The sequence below is a fragment of the Nesterenkonia cremea genome (genome assembly GCF_014642675.1).
Classification (GTDB): domain Bacteria; phylum Actinomycetota; class Actinomycetes; order Actinomycetales; family Micrococcaceae; genus Nesterenkonia; species Nesterenkonia cremea.
The window spans coordinates 80,226-100,550 of record NZ_BMIS01000008.1 but is presented as its reverse complement, the minus strand read 5'-3'; the positions used below and the strand labels follow the sequence as shown (position 1 = coordinate 100,550).

Genomic DNA, 20,325 nt, shown 5'->3' with positions numbered 1-20,325 from the left:
GTGGGGGACGAGGAGCAGCAGTTTGCGCCGGCCGGGGTTCCCGATGCCTTCCAACGGCTCTGGAACCCCCACCGCACGGCGTACCTGAAGCGCGGCCAGGACCAGGTCACCAGCCGCTCGGACTGCCCGTTCTGTGAGGCTCCGGACCACGACGACGCCGACTCGCTGATCATCCACCGCGGTGAGCGCTGCTTCGTGCTGCTGAACCTCTACCCGTATAACCCCGGGCACCTGCTCGTCTGCCCGTACCGGCACGTCCCGGATCTGACCGATCTGAGCGCGGCCGAGAGTGAGGAGTTCACCCGGCTGGCCCAGGTGGCGATGACAGTCCTGCGCAGCGTGGCGGCCCCCGGCGGCTTCAACCTGGGCATCAACCAGGGCAAAGTCGGCGGGGCCGGCATCGCCGCACATCTGCATCAGCATGTGGTGCCGCGCTGGGGAGGAGACGGCAACTTCCTGCCGATCATCGCTCAGACCAAGAACATGTCCCAGACGCTGGGGGAGACCCATCAGCTGCTCTCCGAGGCATGGCCCGAGGCCGAGGCTGAGTTCACGGCAGAGCGGCAGGGGGAGCGCTGATGCTCAACCGCTATGCCAAGGCCTTCTTCGTCGCACTGTTCACCCCCATCGCCAAAGGTCTGTTGAAGCTGGGCCTGACGCCCAACGCGGTCACCGTGATCGGAACGTTGGGCGTCTGCGCCGGTGCGCTGATCTTCTATCCGATGGGTGAGCTCTTCTGGGGCACCGTCTTCATCACACTCTTCGTCTTCTCCGATCTGATCGATGGCCTCATGGCGCGGATCAGCGGCAATGGTTCCGTACTGGGCAGCTTTCTGGACTCCACTCTGGACCGCATGCAGGACGGCGCTGTCTTCCTGGGCTTGCTGGTCTGGTTCTTCACCGGGGGAGAGCATGTATGGCTCGGCGTCGTCGCCTCGCTGTGCCTGTTGCTGGGCGGGCTGGTCTCCTATGTCCGCGCCAAGGCGGAGTCGCTGGGCTATACGGCCCAGGGCGGCATCGCCGAACGGCCCGAACGGATGGTGCTGACCCTGGTCTTCACCGGATTCACCGGTCTGGGCCTGGCGCCTGAGGTTCTCCTGGCTGTGCTGAGTCTGCTGGCCGCGGCCTCGCTGGTCACGGTGATCCAGCGGATGGTCAGCGTCTACCGCCAGTCGCTGGAGTCGCCCCGCTGAGCTGGGCTGAACTGAGCCCCGCTGAGCTACGCTGGGTTCAGCGGGGCTCTCCGCTGAACGAGGGGCGAGGCTCACACCGGCTGCAGTCCCAGCGAGCGCATCAGCGGCTCGGTCTGCGGCTGCCTCCCGACGGCGCACCGGTAGGACTCGTAGGGATCCCGCGTGTTGCCGCGGGCCAGCAGCTCCCGGCGGAAGTGCCGGCCAGCCTCGATGAGCCGGCCCGCCGCTGCCTCCTCGCGGAACCATTCGGCCGCGTCGGCGGCCAAGGCCTCGGCCCAGAGGTAGGAGTAGTAGCCGGCGGCGTATCCCGATCCGGCGAAGATGTGCTTGAAGAAGCCGCTGCCGTAGCGCGGTGGGACCAGCGGATGGTCCAGCCCCCAGGCGTCCAGAGCCACCTGCTCGAAGGCCTCGGGATCTGAAGCGGCGGCCTCGGCCTGCTCTGGGCTCAGCGTATGCCAGGCCAGGTCCAGCACCACGGCGGCCACATGCTCGAAGGTGCTCAGCCCCTTTCCCCAGAGCTCCTCCTCGGCACGAGTGCGCCCCGGCTGCTCCAGCTCGCCGCTGTGCAGATGTTGGAAGATCTCGTTGACCTGGGAGGGGAACTCGACGTTGTCCCGGGGGACCGCCGTGCCGGATAGCTCCTCGAACTCGGCCTGGGCCAGCAGCCCGTGGAGGGCATGGCCGAACTCATGGAACAGGGTGCGCATCTCATCGTCGCTGAGCACCGTCTCAGCCCCGGGCGCGGCCGGAGTGACGTTGAGACAGTTGATGACCACCGGCCGTGTGCCGGTCAGGCTGGAGGCCACGGAGAAGGAGTTCATCCAGGCGCCGCCGGATTTGGTGGGCCGCGCATAGAGATCCAGCAGGAACAGCCCCATCCCGGTGCCGGGAGTCCCGGCTGTGCCCTCGAAGACCTCGAAGCTTCGTGCGCCGGGGGCGAAGCCGGGGAGGTCCTCGCGCTCCACCACGCTGATCCCGTAGACCTGGCCGGCGGCGTGGAAGACCCGTTGCAGTGCGGACTCCGGCGGCACCCCTCCAGCGCTGCCCTTGCCCTCGGCGTCGTCATCGGTGCGATCATCCTGCCGAGCTGACTCCACCAGCTGCTGACCGAAGCTGATGTCCCAGGGCTCCAGCTGCTGCACCTCAGGCTCGGCCCGGCGCACCGCCTCAGCGATCCGTCCGATCTCATCGGCCAGCCGCGCTGCAGAGCCGGAGGCGATCCGACCGAGCATCTCTTCGATGCTGGACCGGTTCGGAGCGGTGCGTCCGGGCAGCACCGACTCCAGGTGATTCTCGAAGCCCAGCAGCTGGGCGCGGCGGGCTCGCAGCACGGCGATCCGCGCTCCGATCTGCCGGGTGGTCCGCCCGTCCTCACCCGGCAGGGAGCCACGGGCGATGGAGGCTCGGTGCAGGCGTTCACGGGTGGTCCGGTCTTCCAGCCAGCTCAGCAGCCCCTGCTGGACGGGCATGGTCAGCGTGAGCAGCCAGCCCCGGTCGTATCCGACCTCGCGTGCGGCCTGGGCCAGCGCCTCCTTCTGGGCGGCGGGCACACCGCGCAGGGCCGATTCCTCCGTGACATGGACGGCGGCCTGGGCGGCCTCGTGGTTCTGCAGCTGCCCATAGGCGGTCTCCTCGCAGGAGAGCTCCTGGTTCAGAGCGCGGAGGGACTCCTGCTGCTCAGGTCCCAGGCCGGCGCCGGCCAGATCGGCCGCCTGCAGCTCCTGCTCCAGGAACCACCGCTGTTCGGGGCTCGCCGGAGTCTCATCCCGGGCGATCCTGTCGTGCAGCTCGGTGAGCCGGGCATGCAGCCCAGGGTGCAGCCGCAGCAAGTCCTGATGGGCGGCCAGCTCCGGCGCCAGAGTGCTGCGCGCCGAGCGGCGGACCTCATCGGCGTCGGCGGAGTACACACAGGAGAAGGCCCGCTGGGTGCGGTGCAGCAGGGCACCGGCCCGGCCGAGGGGGCGCAGCGTGTTCTCCACGGTGGCCGGAGACGGATCGGCGGCGATGGCCTCGATCTCCGCCCGGTGGGCATCAAGCCCCTCACGGGTCTGGGGAACCCAGCGGTCATCGCGCCACTGCCCTGTGCCGTCTCCCTGTGCGGCGGTGTGCAGTGCGGGATCCGGATATCCGTAGTCAAGCTCAGCTGCCACGTGAAGGCCTCTCTCTCCGATAGTCTTGGAAGCAGAGTAACGAACAGTTGTTTCAGACAACTTTCAGCGCCGTGGGCGCTTCTGCTCCAGGGAAGCGGCGCTGAAGCGTCACGTCGCAGACAGACACGAGGAGAATTATGGCCGGCCACTCCAAATGGGCCAACACCAAGCACCGCAAGGCTGCTGTCGATGCCAAGCGCGCCAAGATCAACGCGCGCTACATCAAACAGATCGAGGTCGCCGCACGCAACGGCGGGCCCGACCCCGCCGGCAACCCGGCACTCGATCTGGCCGTCTCCAAGGCGAAGAAGGAGTCGGTGCCCAACGACAACATCGATCGCGCCATCAAGCGCGGTGCTGGTCTGACCGGCGACTCCGTCGAGTACGAAGAGATCACCTACGAGGTGCGCGGCCCCGCCGGCTCCGCCCTGTTGGTGGAGTGCCTCACCGACAACCGCAACCGTGCCGCCGCCGACGTGCGCACTGCGGTGACCCGCTCGGGCGGCACTGTGGCCGACCCGGGCTCGGTGGCATATATGTTCCAGCGCAAGGGTGTGGTGACTGTGCCGCACGCCGAGGGCCTCACCGAGGACGACGTCCTGGCCGCCGTGCTGGAGGCCGGCGTCGAGGATGTCCTGGAGCAGGAGAGCCGCTTCGAGGTCCAGGCCGAGCCCGGCGATCTGCGGGCCGTGACCTCCGGACTGGAGGAGGCCGGCATCGAGTACGACTCCGATGAGGTCGCCTTCATCTCCGACATCAAGGTGGATCTGGAGCTGGCCGACGCCAAGAAGTTCCTGAAGCTCCACGATGCCCTCGACGACCTCGACGACGTCCAGGCCATCCACACCAACGCGGACCTGAGTCAGGAGACCCTGGCCGCGCTCGACGCCGAGAGCTGAGCGGGGCAGCCAGATGGTTCCGGTCTCCGGCTCGGCGGGTGGCTCCCTGGTCGCACAGCGCATCCTGGGAGTCGACCCGGGGCTCACCCGCTGCGGCTTCGCCGTGGTGGAGATGAACCGCAACCGCACCGGCGAGTCGGTGCATGTGGAGGTCAAGGGGACCTCCTCGGATCAGGACCTCGCCGTGCGGATCCTGGCCATCCAGCGCGCCGCCGCGAAGCTGCTGGACAGCTACGCGCCGGACGTCCTGGCCGTCGAGCGGGTCTTCGCCTCGGCCAATGCGCCCACTGTGGTGGGCACCGCCCAGGCCTCGGGAGTGGTGATCGCGGCCGCCGCGGCGCGCGGCATCCCGGTGGCCTGGCACACCCCCTCGGAGATCAAGGCGGCGGTCACCGACGACGGCGGCGCGGATAAGGACGCAGTGGCCCGCATGGTCCAGCGCATCCTGAAGCTGCCGGGTCTGCCCAAACCGGTGGACGCCACCGATGCCTATGCCGTGGCCATCTGCCACGCCTGGCGCTCCGGCATCGGGGCGCGCTTCGACATGTCCGCGGGGACACGCACGCACCAGGGAGCTCGAACGTCCCTGCAGAAGGCGGCCGAGAAGCAGAAGGCCGCTCTGACACCCGCCCAGCGTGCCTGGCGGGAGGCCGAGCGCGGGGTGCGTTAGTATTCGAAGGTCTGTTCTAATTGATGCTCCGGCTGTTAGGTGAGTGATGATCTCTTCGATCCGCGGTGAAGTCCTCCATGTGGCCCTCGACCACGCCGTCGTGGAGGTCTCCGGATTCGGGCTCGAGGTCACCGCCACGGCCCAGACCCTGGGGCAGCTGCGCGTGGGCTCCGAGGCGCGCCTGCAGACCAGCTTCGTGCCCCGGCAGGATGATGCGCCGCTGCTCTTCGGCTTCGCCGATGTGGGGGAGCGGGAGATCTTCACCACGATGCTCTCCATCTCCGGGGTCGGGCCGCGGCTGGCCCTGGCTGTGCTGAGCGTGCACACTCCGGCAGAGGTCCGTCAGGCCATCACCGAGTCGGACACCGCCGCTTTCACCAAAGTGCCGGGCATCGGGAAGAAGACCGCCCAGCGCATCCTGCTGGAGCTGGCTGGCAAGCTGGTCATCGAGCAGGTGGAGGTCTCTGCCGATCCCGCCGCCGCACAGCCTGCCCCGCAGGACGAGACCGTGGATCAGGTGCGTGAGGCGCTGACCTCCCTGGGTTGGACGGAGAAGGACGCCAAGACCGCGGTGGACAAAGTCCTGGAGGCTGAGCCTGAGCTGGCCGGCAAGGACGTCTCCGAGGTCCTGCGCCACACGCTGCGCTCCCTCGGAGGGCCTGGAGGCGGCCGATGAGCACAGAGGACCCGCGCGAACTGGTGGGCAGTTCTCCCGTTGCCGAGGAGAAGGCCATGGAGGCGGCCCTGCGTCCCAAAGCCCTGGACGACTTCGTGGGCCAGAAGACGGTGCGCGGACAGCTCTCGCTGGTGTTGGAGTCCTCGCGGCTGCGCGGTGCGGCATCAGATCATGTCCTGCTCTCCGGTCCGCCCGGTCTGGGCAAGACCACGCTGGCGATGATCATCGCCGGCGAGATGAACGCACCCCTGCGGATCAGCTCTGGGCCCGCGATCCAGCACGCCGGGGACCTGGCGGCCATCCTCTCCTCGCTCACCGAGGGAGAGGTCCTGTTCATCGACGAGATCCACCGGATGTCCCGCCCTGCCGAAGAGATGCTCTATATGGCCATGGAAGACTTCCGGGTGGACATCATCGTGGGCAAGGGTGCCGGGGCCACCTCCATCCCACTGGAGCTTCCGCCCTTCACCCTGGTCGGCGCCACCACCCGCGCCGGCCTGCTGCCCGGTCCGCTGCGCGACCGCTTCGGCTTCACCGGGCACCTGGAGTACTACAGCACCGAGGAGCTCGAGCTGGTCCTGCGCCGCTCGGCCGCCATGCTGGACGTGTCCGTCTCCACTGAGGGCTTCGCGGAGATCGCCTCCCGATCCCGCGGCACGCCCCGCATCGCCAACCGACTGCTGCGCCGCGTGCGCGACTGGGCACTGGTCCACAGCGTGGAGGATGTCGGGCGCAGCGCGGCCTCCGAGGCCCTGGACACCTATGAGGTGGATCGTCGCGGCCTGGATCGCCTGGACCGCGCCGTGTTGGAGGCGCTGTGCACCAAATTCCGCGGGGGACCGGTGGGGCTCTCCACGCTGGCCATCTTGGTGGGCGAGGAGACTGAGACCGTTGAGACGGTGGCCGAGCCCTATCTGGTCCGGGAAGGATTCCTGGCCCGGACCCCGCGTGGGCGCATCGCCACCGATGCCGCCTGGGAGCATCTCGGGCTGCCTGTGCCTGTCCCTGAGGAGAGGTCCGGCGGCTGAGGAGCTCAGGGAATCGGCTGATACCCTGAATCGTTGGAGAACACCCCCCCCTAAGTCCGTGACACAGACAGATTGGCTCAACCCTGTGATCGATCCCCTCTACGCCCATTTCACCGATGCTCAGATCCTCGCCGGAGGAGGCGGAGGAGCAGCCGGTGGCGGCGAGTTCTTCATGCTGGCTCTGCTCGGTATCATGCTGGTCTTCATGGTGATGACCTTCCGCCGCGGCAAGAAGATGCGCGACGCCCAGGCGGCGGCGGTCAGCTCCGCTGTGGTCGGCGCTGAGGTCATGACCGCCGGCGGCATGATCGGAACGGTCGTGGCCCGCGACGAGGAGCGTCAGCGGCTGACCCTGGAGTTCTCCTCGGGCGACCGTGCCGACTTCCAGGTCGCTGCCGTCCAGCACATCATCGAGCCCGCCGTGAGCCCGGAGGATCCCAGCCACGAGGATCCCACCGCCGGCCAGGAGAAGTAAGAGCCCCTCATGGCCAGGACCTCACCGGTGGCGCGCGCACGCATAGCCCTCACGGGTCTGCTCGTCCTGCTCTTCGGCATGGGCGGACTGCTGACCTACGGTGTCCAGCAGGGTCAGGCCCAATGGGCGCCGCTGCTGGCCCTCGACCTCGAGGGCGGCACGCAGATGGTCCTGTCTCCCCAGCTCGACGAGGGTGAGGGAGAGGTCGACGACGAGCAGCTCGAGCAGGCCGTCGAGATCATCCGTCAGCGCGTGGACGGCACCGGTGTGTCCGAGGCTGAGATCACCACTCAGGGTGCGCAGAACATCGTGGTCGGCATGCCCGGCACTCCCGATGAGGAGACCCGCGAGCTGATCCAGGCCTCGGCCGATATGGAGTTCCGTCCCGTGCTGCAGATCAGCCAGGACGAGGACTACATGGAGGAGCTGGCCGCCCAGGACGAGGAGCTCGAGGGCACCGCTGACCAGGACGAGCAGGCCGCTCCTGAGGGGGAAGATGCCGCTGCGCAGGATGGCGAGGACGCCGAGCAGCAGGAGGCCGCCCAGGAGGAGGGCGACTCCGCCCAGCCCGAGGACTTCCCGGAGCCTGAGGGCGAGCCCCAGGACAACTCCGACCCCAACTGGGTCACCCAGGAGCTGGCCGCGGACTTCGAGAACCACACCTGCTCCCGCGAGGTCAGCATGGAGGAGCGGGCTGCGGCCGATCCGGCCGAGCCGCTCATCGCCTGCGACCCGGACAGCGGTATGAAGTACCTGCTGGGCCCGGTGGATGTGCCTGGAACCCATATCGACGACGCCGACTTCGGCATGGAGCAGACCGGTCAGGGCATCTCCACCGGAGGCTGGGCGGTCAACCTCAGCTTCGACGCCGAGGGCCGGGAGGAGTTCGCGGACTCCTCGACTCGCCTGAACGCCCTGGAGGGTGAGCGGAACCAGTTCGCGATCATGCTGGACGGCCAGGTCATCTCGGCCCCGAGCATGAACGCGCCGATCACTGACGGCAACGCGCAGATCACCGGCAACTTCACTGAGGAGGAGGCACGGAACCTCTCTGAGCAGCTGCGCTACGGCTCGTTGCCCATCAGCTTCGAGATCGAGTCTGAGGAGCAGATCTCCGCCACCCTCGGTGAGGATCAGCTGCGCATGGGTCTGCTGGCCGGTGTGATCGGTCTGGTGCTCACCGCGGCCTACGCGCTCTTCCAGTACCGTGCGCTGGGCCTGGTGACCATCACCTCGCTGGTGGTCGCCGGTCTGCTCACCTGGTGGGCCATCGCCCTGCTGGGCTGGTCCGAGGGCTATCGGCTCTCCCTGGCCGGCATCGCCGGACTCATCGTCTCCATCGGTCTGACCGCCGACTCCTTCATCGTCTACTTCGAACGTGTGAAGGATGAGCTGCGCGAAGGCAGATCCCTGGCCGGCGCGGTGGAGTCCGGTTGGGCCCGCGCGCGGCGCACCATTCTGGCCTCGAAGGCCGTGAACATCATCGCCGCCGTGGTGCTCTACCTGGTGGCCGTGGGCAATGTGCGAGGTTTCGCCTTCACCCTCGGCCTGACGGCGATCATCGACGTGATCCTGGTCTTCCTGTTCACCCACCCGCTCATGCAGGTGCTCGCGCGGCGGAAGTTCTTCGCCGCGGGCAAGCGATTCTCCGGCCTCTCGGAGAAGGAGCTGGGCGTGGACGTGCTCTACCGCGGCCGCGGACGCTTCGCCCGGCGCGATGTGGTCTACTCCGACCCCTCAGCGGTGGGAGCGGCCACGTCTGAAGAGGCTGGAGAGGAAGAGTCCTCCGCGGAGGATGACGTCACCGATCGAGCCACGGCGGAGGAACGCTCGGCGGAGCGGGCCCAGGAGCGCCGGCGTCGCGGTGAGCATGCCGCCGCCGATCGCCTCGAGGCCGTGCCCGACATCTCCGAAGAGGAGTGGGCCAAGATGACCATCGCTGAGCGGCGCAGGGCGCGCGAGCAGGCAGCACGGAAGCAGGCTGAGGCCGGTCCCGGCGCCTTAGAGGCCGACGAGGAAGAGGAGGCCCGCTGATGGCAGCAGGATTCGCCAAGGCAGGCAATCAGCTCTATACCGGGGAGCGCGCCTATCCGTTCATCCAGAAGTCCAAGCTGTGGTTCGCACTGGCGGGACTGATCGTCCTGATATCTGTGGCCATCCCGTTCTTCCGCGGCGGCTTCAACCTGGGCATCGAATTCACCGGCGGCTCAGAGTTCACCGTCTCGCAGACCGAGGACACCGATATCGCCATCGGTGAGGACGTGGTCTCCGAGGTCACCGGCCAGGAGGCCACAGTGACCAATGTGGCGCCGGGAACCGTCAGGGTCCAGACCGAGGAGCTCAGCGACACGGAGACCCTGGATGTGGCCGAAGGGCTGACCGAGGGCTACGGCGTGACCGCCGAGCAGGTCTCCTCCACCTTCATCGGCCCGGTCTGGGGCGAGCACGTCTCCGATCAGATGATGCTCGGCCTGGTCATCTTCATTGTCCTGGTCGCCCTCTACATGGCCTTCTACTTCCGGACCTGGAAGATGTCGTTGGCCGCCATCGCCGGCCTGGGCTTCGTGGTGGTGACCACAGTGGGCGTCTACGCGGCCACCGACTTCGAGGTCACCCCGAGCGCGATCATCGGCTTCCTGACCATCCTGTCCTATGCGCTGTACGACACCATGGTGGTCTTCGACAAGATCCGAGAGAACCTGGATCCCTTGGAGAGACAGCAGGACCAGACATTCACTGAACGGACCAATCTGGCGGTGAACCAGACGCTGGTGCGTTCGGTGAACACCTCCGTGGTGGGCATCCTGCCGGTGGGCTCCATCCTGTTCATCGGCTCCTGGCTGCTGGGTGCCGGCACGCTGCGAGATATCGCACTGTCGCTGTTCGTGGGCATCATCGTGGGCACTGTGGCGACCATCTTCGTCCAGGCTCCGCTCTACGCGCTCATCCGTCGCCGCGACTTTGCCGAGCACACCGAAGAGGTCCTGGCACTGCGTGAGGAGCGCTTCGAGCTGGCCGGCATCACCCCGGTGATCACCGCCTCCGGCACTCCGCTGCAGGACGGCAGGCCTGTGCCGTTCCCGCCGCTGCCCGAGCCGGAGCCGGAGGAGGACGAGCTCGAGGAGGAGGACCAGTGGCAGCTGGTCATCCAGAGCTCGGATCCGGCCGCAGTGCCCGTGGAGGCGCCCGACGCCGATGACTCTGGGGACGACTCCGGCATCGGCTCGTCGCGCGAATCTTCGTAAGGACCCTTTCGGCGTTACAATTGCGGACACACCTCGCTGGTGAACAGCACGGTGAACAGTTTCGGAAGGAAGTAGGTCCGCACTGGTGAATGACGCGTCCGCCCAGGCCGTCTCGCACTCGGCAGCTACGCCACCGTCCCCGCCGGTGACGCGGCGGGCGCGTGCTGTCGGCGTCGTCGGGGACTCGGCGGACGGCGAGTCTCCGCTGCTGGAACCGCTGCTGCGGGCCGTGCGCTCCAGCGGCCGCGATCAGGACCTCCCACTGATCCGGCGGGCCTTCGAGATCGCCGAGTTCCACCACCGCGATCAGCGGCGCAAGAGCGGTGATCCCTACATCACCCACCCGGTGGCCGTGGCCACCATCCTGGCCGAACTGGGCCTGAACGGCTCCACGCTGGCCGCCGCACTGCTGCATGACACCGTGGAGGACACCGAGTACAGCTTGGAGCAGCTGACCTCGGACTTCGACGAGGAGATCGCCCTGCTCGTCGACGGGGTCACCAAACTGGACAAGCTGAAGTTCGGCGACGCCGCCCAGGCTGAGACGGTGCGCAAGATGGTCTTGGCCATGGCCAAGGACATCCGCGTGCTGATGATCAAGCTGGCCGACCGCCTCCACAATGCGCGGACCTGGCGCTACGTGCCGGCCGAGAAGAGCGCGAAGAAGGCCAAAGAGACCTTGGAGATCTTCTCCCCTCTGGCTCACCGATTGGGTATGAACACCATCAAATGGGAGCTGGAGGACCTCTCCTTCGCAGCGCTCTATCCCAAGGTGTATGAGGAGATCGTCCGTCTGGTGGGGGAGCGGACCCCGCAGCGTGAGAAGTTCCTCTCCGAGGTGCGCCAGACCATCGCCGATGATCTCAACGGGGCCAGCCTGGCCGCCACCATCACCGGCCGGCCCAAGCACTACTACTCGATCTATCAGAAGATGATCGTCCGGGGTAAGGACTTCGACGACATCCACGATCTGATGGGTGTGCGTGTCCTGGTGGACTCGGTCCGGGACTGTTATGCCGCACTGGGCACTCTGCATGCGCGATGGAACCCGCTGCCGGGGCGGTTCAAGGACTACATCGCGATGCCGAAGTACAACATGTACCAGTCGCTGCACACCACCGTGATCGGTCCCCAGGGCAAACCGGTGGAGATCCAGATCCGGACCTATGAGATGCACCGTCGGGCCGAATACGGTGTGGCGGCGCATTGGAAGTATAAGCAGAAGGCACCGCAGGACGGGGGCGCACCGGAGGTCGGCGCCGGCGGCTCCACCGGTGGGGCCACCACGCAGCAGTCTCAGGCCACAGAGGACATCGGCTGGCTGAGGTCCCTGGTGGACTGGCAGTCCGAGACAAAGGACCCGGACGAGTTCCTGGACTCGCTGCGCTACGAGATCAACGCCAAAGAGGTCTTCGTCTATACGCCCAAGGGCGAGGTCATGGCCCTTCCGGCGGGCTCCACGCCTGTGGACTTCGCCTATTCCATCCATACCGACGTCGGGCATCGCACCATCGGAGCCCGCGTCAACGGCAAGCTCGTCCCGCTGAACTCCGAGCTGCAGCACGGCGACTGGGTGGAGATCTTCACCTCCAAGGCCGAGAGCGCCGGTCCCAGCAACGACTGGCAGCAGTTCGTCAAGAGCGCCAGGGCGCGCAATAAGATCCGCCAGTGGTTCAGCAAGGAACGCCGTGAAGAGGCCGTGGAGCGCGGCAAAGATGATCTGACCAAGGCCATCCGCAGATCGAACCTCCCGCTGCAGAAGGTCATGAACCCGGATGTCCTCAGCGAGGTCGCCCAGCAGCTGCACTACTCGGACATCTCCGGACTCTATGCGGGCATCGGCGACAGCCATGTCTCCACGCAGAACGTCATCGAGCACCTCACCGCCCTCTTCGAGCCGGAGGAGGAGGAATCCGAGGAGCATGACACCACTCCGATCACCAAGCCCAGCTCCGCGCCGAGCCAGTATTCCGACGCCGGGGTCATCGTCAAGGGGGCCGGCAACGTCCTGGTGAAGCTGGCCCGGTGCTGCACCCCGGTTCCGCCGGATGAGATCGAAGGCTTCGTCACGCGCGGCCAGGGGGTCTCAGTGCACCGTTCGGGCTGCCGCAACGTCCAGCAGCTCCGGGACCAGCCCGGGCGCCTGGTGGAAGTCGAGTGGGCGCCCACCAAGTCCTCGGTCTTCCTGGTGGAGATCCAAGTGGAGGCCCTGGACCGCAAGTCCCTGCTCTCCGATGTGACCCGGGTGCTGGCAGAATCCCAGGTGAACATCCTCTCGGCCAGCGTGCAGACCTCCCGGGACCGCGTGGCCATCTCCCGCTTCTCCTTCGAGATGGGGGACCCACGCTATCTCAACCATGTGCTGAACTCGGTGCGCCGCATCGACGGCGTCTATGACGTGTACAGGACTGTGGGCAAGCGCCGCGAGGCGGAGTGATCCAGCGCCTCGATGATGCGTTCCCGGTGCTCATCGGTGGCCTGGCTGCGGTGGAAGCTGCGTGAGCGCACCGCCATGATCTCCTCAGCGATCCTCTCCCGGACCGTACCGCGGCTCTCCAGCGCGGTGATCAGCTGACCCAGCGTGCCGATCCTGCGCGTCCAGGCGGCCACATCGGCGTCGTGGAGTGCCTCCACATGCTCATCCGGGCTCCAGGAAGGCGTGCGTCGCGGCCAATAGCTGACCTCTGTCCGATAGAAGGCCTGCTGCCGGGCCGCTTTGTCCACGGCACCTCGGCTTCCCACTGTCCCGATGCCCAGGAAGAGATCCACCGCTGTGCGCAGCACAGTGGTGACCGGCAGATGGTCCACAGCGGTGATCTCAGTGTCCAAGAGGGTGACCTGATGGATCTGCCGCTGCAGGTCCAGGCTGGGCCGGTGGCGCAGGAATCCTTCGGCGCAGAGCGTCAGCCGCTCCGGGCGCGGGGCTCCGAGGTGGATCCAGGCCGCGGTCTCTCCGCAGAGGGCCACGCCCGGGCTCTCCGTCCGGGCCAGGAGCAGTCTCAGCGCGCGGGCACGCAGCGTAGCCGTATCGGGGCGGCCTGAGGCCGCATAGACATCGGCGAGGACATGCCGCAGCGAGCCCTCCTTGGCCATGATCTGCAGCTCCTCGGAGCGGAAGAGCCCATCCGGGCGGTACAGATCTGCGAAGGGATCAGTGCTGGTCATGCTCCCAGCATGACGCAGTCGGGCCGATGCTGCCCGCAGTTATCCACAAGCCCGGCCGGGCTCCACGCCTCGGGTGCGGCGCATCTCCAGGGCATGCTCCAGTATCTCGACGGCCGCGGCCTGGTCGATCCGGTCGCGCTGATCCTTGGACTCCACGCCGGAGGTCCGCATCTTAACTGCTGCAGAGACCGTGGAGAGCCGCTCATCCACCAGGCGCACTTCGGCCTCCAGCTCGGCGTCTGCGAGCCGCTGTGCGAGCTGTGCGGCGTAGTCGCGGGCCTTCTGCGTGGACGAGGTCTCTGCACCGGAGAGCGAGAGCGGCAGCCCCACATAGATGACCGCGGCGTCACGGTCGGCCACGATCTTGGTGAGCATCCGCAGATCCGAGCCCTTATTGGGGTCCCGGCGCAGGGTCATCACCGGAGTGGCCAGCAGGGCATCCGGGTCCGTGGCGGCCAGGCCGACGCGGGCATCGCCCACGTCGACGCCGAGCCGCACACCGGCGCGCTGAGCCATCAGCCGCGGTTCCGCACGGTGGAGACCAGGCTGTCGAGGGCCTCAGCGATCTTGGAGGCGTCCTGCCCGCCGCCCTGGGCGATGTCCGGCTTGCCGCCTCCACCGCCGCCGAGCACGCCGCAGGCCTGCTTGACCAGGTCACCTGCGGAGACGCCCTCAGCGCGGGCCTCCTCCGTGGTGGCCACCACGATCAGGGGGCGGCCCTTGGATTCTGCGGCCACGGCGACCACTGCGGCGCGGGAGCCGAAGCGTCCGCGCAGGTCCATCGCCAGATTGCGCACATCATCGGCCCCGGAGACGGTTCCGGCGTGATGGGCGAGGACGTCGACGCCGGCGGCGTCCACGGCTTGGCTGACCAGCTCTCCGGCCTTGGCGCGCAGCTGTTCGGCCCGCAGACGCTCCAGCTCGCGCTCGGTCTCCTTGAGCTTGGCCAGGGTGGAGGAGATGCGGTCCGGCACCTGATCGGCGGGTACCTTGAGCATCTCGGTCAGCTGGTTGACCAGGGTGCGCTCAGCGGCGAAGTGCTGGAAGGCGTCCATGCCCACCAGCGCCTCCACGCGGCGGTTGCCCGAGCCCACGGAGGCCTCGGAGAGCAGGGCCAGCGTGCCGATCTCGGCGGTGTTGGAGACGTGGGTGCCGCCGCAGAGCTCACGGGACCAGGGGCCGTTCATCTCCACCACGCGCACCTCATCTCCGTACTTCTCGCCGAAGAGCATCATGGCGCCGAGCTTCTTGGCCTCCTCCAGGCCCATGACCTGGGTGTCGACCTCGTGGTTGTCGCGGATGGCCAGGTTGGAGATCTCCTCCAGCTCCTGGCGGGCTCCCTCGCTCATGGCCTCCGCCGCGGAGAAGTCGAAGCGCAGGTATCCCTCCTTGTTGAAGGAGCCGGCCTGGACGGCCTCCGGTCCCAGCACATCGTGCAGGGCCGCGTGGATGATGTGGGTGGCCGAATGAGCCTTCTGGGCGTCCAGGCGGCGGCGCAGGTCGATGGCGCCCCACGCCTCAGCACCGGCGGGCACCTCACCGGAGACCACGCGGGCGCGGTGCACGGAGAGTCCCTTGATGGGGGACTGGACGTCTGTGACCTCGATCTCGAAGCCGTCGCCTGTGATTCGCCCGGTGTCCGGGGCCTGACCGCCTGCCTCCGCGTAGAACGGGGTGGCGTCGAGGATGAGCTCAATCTCATCACCGGCTGCGGCACGGTCGCGAGATTCGCCGTCGACCACCAGGCCGCGGATGTGTGACTCGGTGGTGTGCTCGGTGTAGCCGGTGAAGTGAGTGGGGGTGTCGGCCAGAAGCTGACGGTAGATCTCAGTGTCGGCGTGGCCGGACTTCTTGCCTTTGGCATCGGCGCGGGCACGCTCGCGCTGCTCGGTCATGAGCTCGCGGAAGCGGTTCTCGTCCACGGCGACGCCGGCCTCTGCGGCCATCTCCAGGGTGAGGTCGATGGGGAAGCCGTAGGTGTCGTGCAGTGCGAAGGCGTCTGCGCCGTCCAGCGGTGCGCCGGAGGACTTCGCCGTGGACACGGCCGACTCCAGGCGCTCCGTGCCGGCGGAGATGGTACGCAGGAAGGCCTGCTCCTCACGCTCGGCCACCTGGGCGATCTTGGAGAAGTTGGCCTCCACCTCCGGGTAGACGCCCTTCATCGCGTCCCGGGAGACGGCGATCAGCTCGGAGAGCACCGGCTTCTCCACGCCCATCAGGCGCATGCCCAGGATGACGCGGCGGATCAGGCGGCGCAGGATGTAGCCGCCGCCCTCGTTGCCCGGACGGACGCCGTCGGCGATCAGCATCAGGGCGCTGCGGGTGTGGTCGGCGATCATGCGCAGGCGTACATCGGTGGCGTGGTTCGGGTCTTCGGGATCCTCGGTGGAGGTGTAAGTGACCCCGGCCAGCTCCTGGGCGCGGTCCAGGACGGGACGGACCTGGTCGGTCTCGTACATGTTCTCCACACCCTGCAGGATCATCGCCAGGCGCTCCAGGCCCAGACCGGTGTCGATGTTCTGCTTCTCCAACGGGCCGGCGATCTCGAACTCAGACTTCGACTGCACCGAGGAGAGGCGGTACTGCATGAAGACCAGGTTCCAGATCTCCACGTAGCGGTCCTCATCGGCGGCCGGGCCGCCGTCGGCGCCGTAGGCGGGGCCGCGGTCGTAGTAGATCTCGGAGCAGGGGCCGCCGGGGCCGGGCTGGCCGGTGTTCCAGAAGTTGTCCTCTGGGCCGAAGCGCTGGATGCGCTCCTCGGGGACGCCTACAGTGTCGCGCCAGATGCCGAAGGCCTCGTCGTCGTCCTGGTAGACGGTCACCCAGAGCCGCTCGGGGTCTAAGCCGAAGCCGCGCAGGCCGGTCTCCGGGTCGCCCTCGGTGGGGCTGGTCAGCAGCTCCCAGGCCATGGGAATGACGCCGGCCTTGAAGTAGTCGCCGAAGCTGAAGTTGCCGCACATCTGGAAGAAGGTGCCGTGGCGGGCGGTCTTGCCCACTTCTTCGATGTCTTCGGTGCGGATGCACTTCTGGACGGAGACGGCCCGGTCATAGGGCGCCGTCTCCGTGCCGGTGAAGTAGGGGATGAAGGGCACCATGCCGGCGATGGTGAACAGCAGGGAAGGGTCGGGGGAGACCAATGAGGCAGAGGGCACCTTGGTGTGGCCCTTGGCCACGAAATAGTCGTACCAGGTGCTCGCGATGTCCTCAGACTTCATGGTGGGGATGACCCTTCTGCCGCTATGGGGGATGACTGGACAATCTTAGTGGATACAGCAAAGCCCGCCGCATCCCTGGGAGGGACGTGACGGGCTTCGCCTCAGCTCGCTGAGGGGATCAGCGTGCGTAGTACTCGACCACGAGCTGCTCTTCGCAGGTCACGGGGACCTCAGCGCGCTCGGGCCTACGGCTCAGAGTGGCCTGCAGCTTGTCGATCTCCACGGACAGGTAGCCGGGAACTGCAGGCAGCACATCCTGGTGGGCGCCGGCAGCGGCGACCTGGAAGGGCTCGAACTTCTCGGAGCGCTCGTGCACCTGGATGACCTGGCCCGGCTTCACGCGGTAGGACGGGCGGTCCACGCGCTTGCCGTTGACGGTGATGTGGCGGTGGACCACGAACTGGCGCGCCTGAGCGACGGTCCGGGCGAAGCCGGAGCGCAGCACCAGGGCGTCGAGGCGGGACTCGAGCAGCTCGATCAGGTTCTCACCGGTCAGACCCTCGGACTGACGCTTGGCCTCTTCGTAGTAGCGGACCATCTGCGACTCGCGGATGCCGTACTGTGCGCGCAGACGCTGCTTCTCGCGCAGACGGACTGCGTAGTCGGAGTCGGTCTTGCGGCGGGTGCGGCCGTGCTGGCCGGGGCCGTAGGGACGGCGGTCCAGGTACTTCTGGGCCTTGGGGGTCAGCGCAACGCCGAGGGCGCGACTGGCCTTCACGGTGCGGCGACCGCGCAGGGGCGTGGTGGGCATAGTGTGCCTTTCTTCATCAGTCGGCATCGATGTTTATCGCAGCTGTGTGGCACCAAACCTCGCGCAGCTGCGTCCTGGCCTCCGAATCTGCTGGGAGAGCTCGAGCTGCCGAGTGCTCGATGACTGCGACAGAAGACATACTTCTGCCTGCCAGACAGCTGTCCACTCTACCAGATCGGCAGAGCAGGCGAGGGATCAGCCGCGCAGAGCCTTGCGGTCCGGGCGCACGCGATAAGGGTCCACACCCTTCGGGATCGGCGGCTTGGTGTTGGAGAGGGCGCCGATGCGCTTCTCCACGGCGTTGACCTCGTGCTTGGTCAGCGTCTTGGGAAGTTTCTTGATGGACTTGGTCAGCTTGGACAGCGGCACCTGCTCCTCGCCGCGGCCGCACTGGACCACATGCACTGGAACATTGGGGAGGTACCGGGAGAAGCGGCGGCGTTCCTTCTCGATCATCTTCTTGATTCGCCCGGAGGGGCCCTCCGAGACGAGGATGAGGCCCGGCCTGCCGACCACGCGGAACACGGCGTCCTGGGTCTTGGGGTTCATGGCCACCGGATCCTCGGTGACGATCCAGCCGCGGCGCAACGTGCCCAGAGCGGCCGCAGAGGCACCGGGGCGCCCGTCGATCCGGGCGAAGGCCGCCTTCTCCGCACGCCGGTTCATCACGATCATCGCGGCGAGCAGACCGAAGGGCAGACCGATCAGCAGGCCGGTGATCCAGTGGAAGGGCAGCAGCACGCTGAACAGCACGAAGCTGACCGCCAGTGCGACCAGGAAGGCCAGCGCCATCCACCACGCGATGTTGGGGTCGAACTCGCGGGTCATGCTGAAGACCTGCTTCAGCCGGGCGAAGAAGCCTTCGCCCTTGTTCTTCTTGTCCTTGCGACGGGACTTGCGAGCCTGCTTCTCAGCCTTCTGCTGCGCCCTGAGCTTCTTCAGCTCGGACTTCGCCTCGGCTTTTGAGGTGACCTGGGGAGTGGAGGATGAACCGGTTGCCATAATGGTCCCAGTCTATCGCATCAGTGCCCTGCGGCGACCAGGGTGGCGGCCTCCTGGCGGGTCTGCCCGGAAGGTTCGATGTGGGAGAGCTCAGCGGGGATCTCCCAGCCCTTCTTCTTCATCGCCTTGGCCCACAGGGAGCCGGCCCGGTAGGAGGACCGGACCAGCGGTCCGGACATCACGCCCAGGAAGCCGATCTCCTCGGCCTCCTGCTGGATGTCCAGGAACTCCTGGGGCTTGACCCAGCGGTCCACCGGCAGGTGGCGTGGGGTGGGCCGCAGGTACTGCGTGATGGTGAGCAGGTCACAACCGGCGTCGTGGAGGTCCTGCAGCGCCTCGGAGACCTCTTCGCGGGTCTCGCCCATGCCCAGGATCAGGTTGGACTTGGTGATCATGTTGTGGCTGCGGCCCTGGGTGAGCACGTCCAGGGAGCGCTCATAGCGGAAGGCCGGACGGATGCGGCGGAAGATGCGCGGCACCGTCTCTACGTTGTGGGCGAAGACCTCCGGCTTGGCCTCGCAGATCCCGGCGATGTTCTCCTCCTTGCCGGAGAAGTCCGGGATCAGGATCTCGACGCCGGTGCCGGGGTTCAGCTCGTGGATCTTGCGAATGGTCTCGGCGTAGAGCCAGACGCCCTCATCGTCGAGGTCATCGCGGGCCACACCGGTGACGGTGGCGTAGCGCAGCTCCATCTCGGCCACGGACTGGGCCACCTGCAGCGGCTCGGACTCGTCCAGGGCTGCGGGGCGGCCGGTGTCGATCTCGCAGAAGTCGCAGCGGCGGGTGCAGGCGGAGCCTCCGATGAGGAAGGTGGCCTCGCGGTCCTCCCAGCACTCGTAGATGTTGGGGCACCCGGCCTCCTCACAGACGGTGTGCAGGCCCTTCTCGCCCACACGCTTCTTCATGTCCACGAACTCCGGGCCCATCTTGACCTTGGAGCGCATCCAGTCCGGCTTGCGCTCCACGGGCACGGCGGCGTTCTTGGCCTCCACACGGAGCATGCGGCGGCCCTCCGGGGCGACATTGCTGCTGGCGGCACCTCCGCCGGTTCCGCATCCTCCGGTGGGACGGACTGCCTGTTCGGTCACTGGGGGACACCTTCCTTCGGCTGTGCGACGGAGCAGGCGCTGAGCACCGACTCCTGATCGGCGGACTGCTCAGTCCGCTGACCCGCACCGATGTAACGGGGCAGGGCTGACTTCAATTCCTCGGCGATGCGCTCCACCACCTCTTCGGGGCGGACGGTGCTTCCGATCTCTGCGCTGATGGTGGTGGTGTCGGCGTCGCTGATCCCGCAAGGGATGATGTTATCGAACGGATCCAGAGAGTTGGAGCAGTTCAGGGCGAAGCCGTGCAGCGTCACCGACTGGTGCACGCGGATGCCCACGGCTGCGATCTTGCGGTCCCGGGGGCCGTCGGTCAGCCAGACGCCGGAACGGCCCTCGACCCGCTCACCCTGGATGCCGTAGTCCTCGGCGAGCACCTTCATGATGACGCCCTCGAGGGTGCAGACATAGTCCTTGATCAGGGAGCGGTCGCGCAGAGCCAGGATGGGGTAGCCCACGAGCTGGCCGCGGCCGTGCCAGGTGATCTTGCCGCCGCGGTCCACATCGATGACCGGAGTGCCGTCCTTGGGGCGGTCCACCTCTTCGGTGCGCTTGCCCGCTGTGTAGACGTCGGCGTGCTCCAACAGCAGGAGGGTGGAGGGGGAGGAGCCCTCACGGACACTGGTGTGGAGCTGACGCTGCAGCTCGAGCGCCTCGGTGTAGTCGACCAGATCGGGGTCGAAGCCGAGCCTGCGTAGTTCGAGGTCCATGCCCCTAGCCTAAACCTTAAGAGCGTAGAGACGTGACCGC

At 67.3% G+C, this 20,325-nt stretch carries 17 protein-coding genes and 1 pseudogene; 10 read left to right on the top strand and 8 right to left on the bottom strand.

Annotated elements, in window-relative coordinates:
- Together IEW85_RS09850 and pgsA are read left to right on the top strand one after the other, a co-directional pair.
- Complete coding sequence (locus tag IEW85_RS09850; protein ID WP_229658938.1) at nucleotides 1-579, top strand: HIT family protein; 579 nt, start codon at nucleotides 1-3, stop codon at nucleotides 577-579.
- Nucleotides 579-1,193, top strand: coding sequence for a phosphatidylinositol phosphate synthase (gene pgsA / locus IEW85_RS09845; protein ID WP_188685200.1), 615 nt, complete (start codon nucleotides 579-581; stop codon nucleotides 1,191-1,193). Before IEW85_RS09850 ends, pgsA begins: the two co-directional genes overlap by 1 nt.
- Before the next feature lie 71 nt (nucleotides 1,194-1,264).
- On the opposite strand, the gene IEW85_RS09840 is transcribed toward pgsA, so the two are convergent.
- On the bottom strand, nucleotides 1,265-3,343 hold the full coding sequence (locus IEW85_RS09840; protein WP_188685198.1) for a M3 family metallopeptidase: 2,079 nt from the start codon (nucleotides 3,341-3,343) through the stop codon (nucleotides 1,265-1,267).
- A gap of 137 nt (nucleotides 3,344-3,480) precedes the next feature.
- Between IEW85_RS09840 and IEW85_RS09835 the strand changes: the two genes are divergently transcribed.
- The 8 genes and pseudogenes from IEW85_RS09835 to IEW85_RS09800 all read left to right on the top strand — a co-directional run bounded on the left by IEW85_RS09835 (nucleotide 3,481) and on the right by IEW85_RS09800 (nucleotide 12,773).
- Nucleotides 3,481-4,242 (top strand): YebC/PmpR family DNA-binding transcriptional regulator, encoded by a 762-nt coding sequence (locus tag IEW85_RS09835; RefSeq protein ID WP_188685196.1) that lies wholly within the window; start codon nucleotides 3,481-3,483, stop codon nucleotides 4,240-4,242.
- Nucleotides 4,243-4,255: 13 nt separating this feature from the next.
- Nucleotides 4,256-4,912, top strand: a complete 657-nt coding sequence (gene ruvC, locus IEW85_RS09830) for a crossover junction endodeoxyribonuclease RuvC (RefSeq protein WP_188685194.1) — start codon at nucleotides 4,256-4,258, stop codon at nucleotides 4,910-4,912.
- 46 nt (nucleotides 4,913-4,958) lie between these two features.
- Nucleotides 4,959-5,588 (top strand): Holliday junction branch migration protein RuvA, encoded by a 630-nt coding sequence (gene ruvA / locus IEW85_RS09825; protein ID WP_188685186.1) that lies wholly within the window; start codon nucleotides 4,959-4,961, stop codon nucleotides 5,586-5,588.
- Nucleotides 5,585-6,616 (top strand): Holliday junction branch migration DNA helicase RuvB, encoded by a 1,032-nt coding sequence (ruvB, locus tag IEW85_RS09820; protein WP_188685184.1) that lies wholly within the window; start codon nucleotides 5,585-5,587, stop codon nucleotides 6,614-6,616. Before ruvA ends, ruvB begins: the two co-directional genes overlap by 4 nt.
- Before the next feature lie 58 nt (nucleotides 6,617-6,674).
- On the top strand, nucleotides 6,675-7,091 hold the full coding sequence (locus IEW85_RS09815; protein ID WP_188685182.1) for a preprotein translocase subunit YajC: 417 nt from the start codon (nucleotides 6,675-6,677) through the stop codon (nucleotides 7,089-7,091).
- 9 nt (nucleotides 7,092-7,100) lie between these two features.
- Entirely contained in the window at nucleotides 7,101-9,125 is a 2,025-nt protein-coding gene (gene secD / locus IEW85_RS09810) for a protein translocase subunit SecD (protein ID WP_188685180.1), read from the top strand.
- A pseudogene (gene secF / locus IEW85_RS09805) lies at nucleotides 9,125-10,051 on the top strand (protein translocase subunit SecF); the annotation flags it as partial. The gene secD and the pseudogene secF, both read left to right, overlap by 1 nt.
- A gap of 430 nt (nucleotides 10,052-10,481) precedes the next feature.
- On the top strand, nucleotides 10,482-12,773 hold the full coding sequence (locus IEW85_RS09800; protein ID WP_229658945.1) for a RelA/SpoT family protein: 2,292 nt from the start codon (nucleotides 10,482-10,484) through the stop codon (nucleotides 12,771-12,773).
- Here the strand turns inward: IEW85_RS09800 and IEW85_RS09795 are convergent.
- The 7 genes from IEW85_RS09795 to lipB all read right to left on the bottom strand — a co-directional run bounded on the left by IEW85_RS09795 (nucleotide 12,728) and on the right by lipB (nucleotide 20,285).
- Nucleotides 12,728-13,501: a hypothetical protein gene (locus IEW85_RS09795; RefSeq protein ID WP_188685176.1), complete on the bottom strand. Its 774-nt coding sequence runs from the start codon at nucleotides 13,499-13,501 to the stop codon at nucleotides 12,728-12,730. The genes IEW85_RS09800 and IEW85_RS09795 overlap by 46 nt on opposite strands.
- A 39-nt stretch (nucleotides 13,502-13,540) precedes the next feature.
- Nucleotides 13,541-14,017, bottom strand: coding sequence for a Holliday junction resolvase RuvX (gene ruvX / locus IEW85_RS09790; protein WP_188685174.1), 477 nt, complete (start codon nucleotides 14,015-14,017; stop codon nucleotides 13,541-13,543).
- Nucleotides 14,017-16,716, bottom strand: coding sequence for an alanine--tRNA ligase (alaS, locus tag IEW85_RS09785; RefSeq protein ID WP_188685172.1), 2,700 nt, complete (start codon nucleotides 16,714-16,716; stop codon nucleotides 14,017-14,019). Before alaS ends, ruvX begins: the two co-directional genes overlap by 1 nt.
- Nucleotides 16,717-16,834: 118 nt before the next feature.
- Nucleotides 16,835-17,467, bottom strand: a complete 633-nt coding sequence (rpsD, locus tag IEW85_RS09780) for a 30S ribosomal protein S4 (protein WP_188685169.1) — start codon at nucleotides 17,465-17,467, stop codon at nucleotides 16,835-16,837.
- A 195-nt stretch (nucleotides 17,468-17,662) separates the two neighbouring features.
- Nucleotides 17,663-18,469: a DUF4191 domain-containing protein gene (locus tag IEW85_RS09775; RefSeq protein WP_188685167.1), complete on the bottom strand. Its 807-nt coding sequence runs from the start codon at nucleotides 18,467-18,469 to the stop codon at nucleotides 17,663-17,665.
- A gap of 20 nt (nucleotides 18,470-18,489) precedes the next feature.
- Nucleotides 18,490-19,470, bottom strand: a complete 981-nt coding sequence (gene lipA / locus IEW85_RS09770) for a lipoyl synthase (protein WP_188685269.1) — start codon at nucleotides 19,468-19,470, stop codon at nucleotides 18,490-18,492.
- A gap of 83 nt (nucleotides 19,471-19,553) precedes the next feature.
- Nucleotides 19,554-20,285, bottom strand: coding sequence for a lipoyl(octanoyl) transferase LipB (gene lipB / locus IEW85_RS09765; protein ID WP_188685165.1), 732 nt, complete (start codon nucleotides 20,283-20,285; stop codon nucleotides 19,554-19,556).
- Nucleotides 20,286-20,325 lie beyond the last annotated feature (40 nt).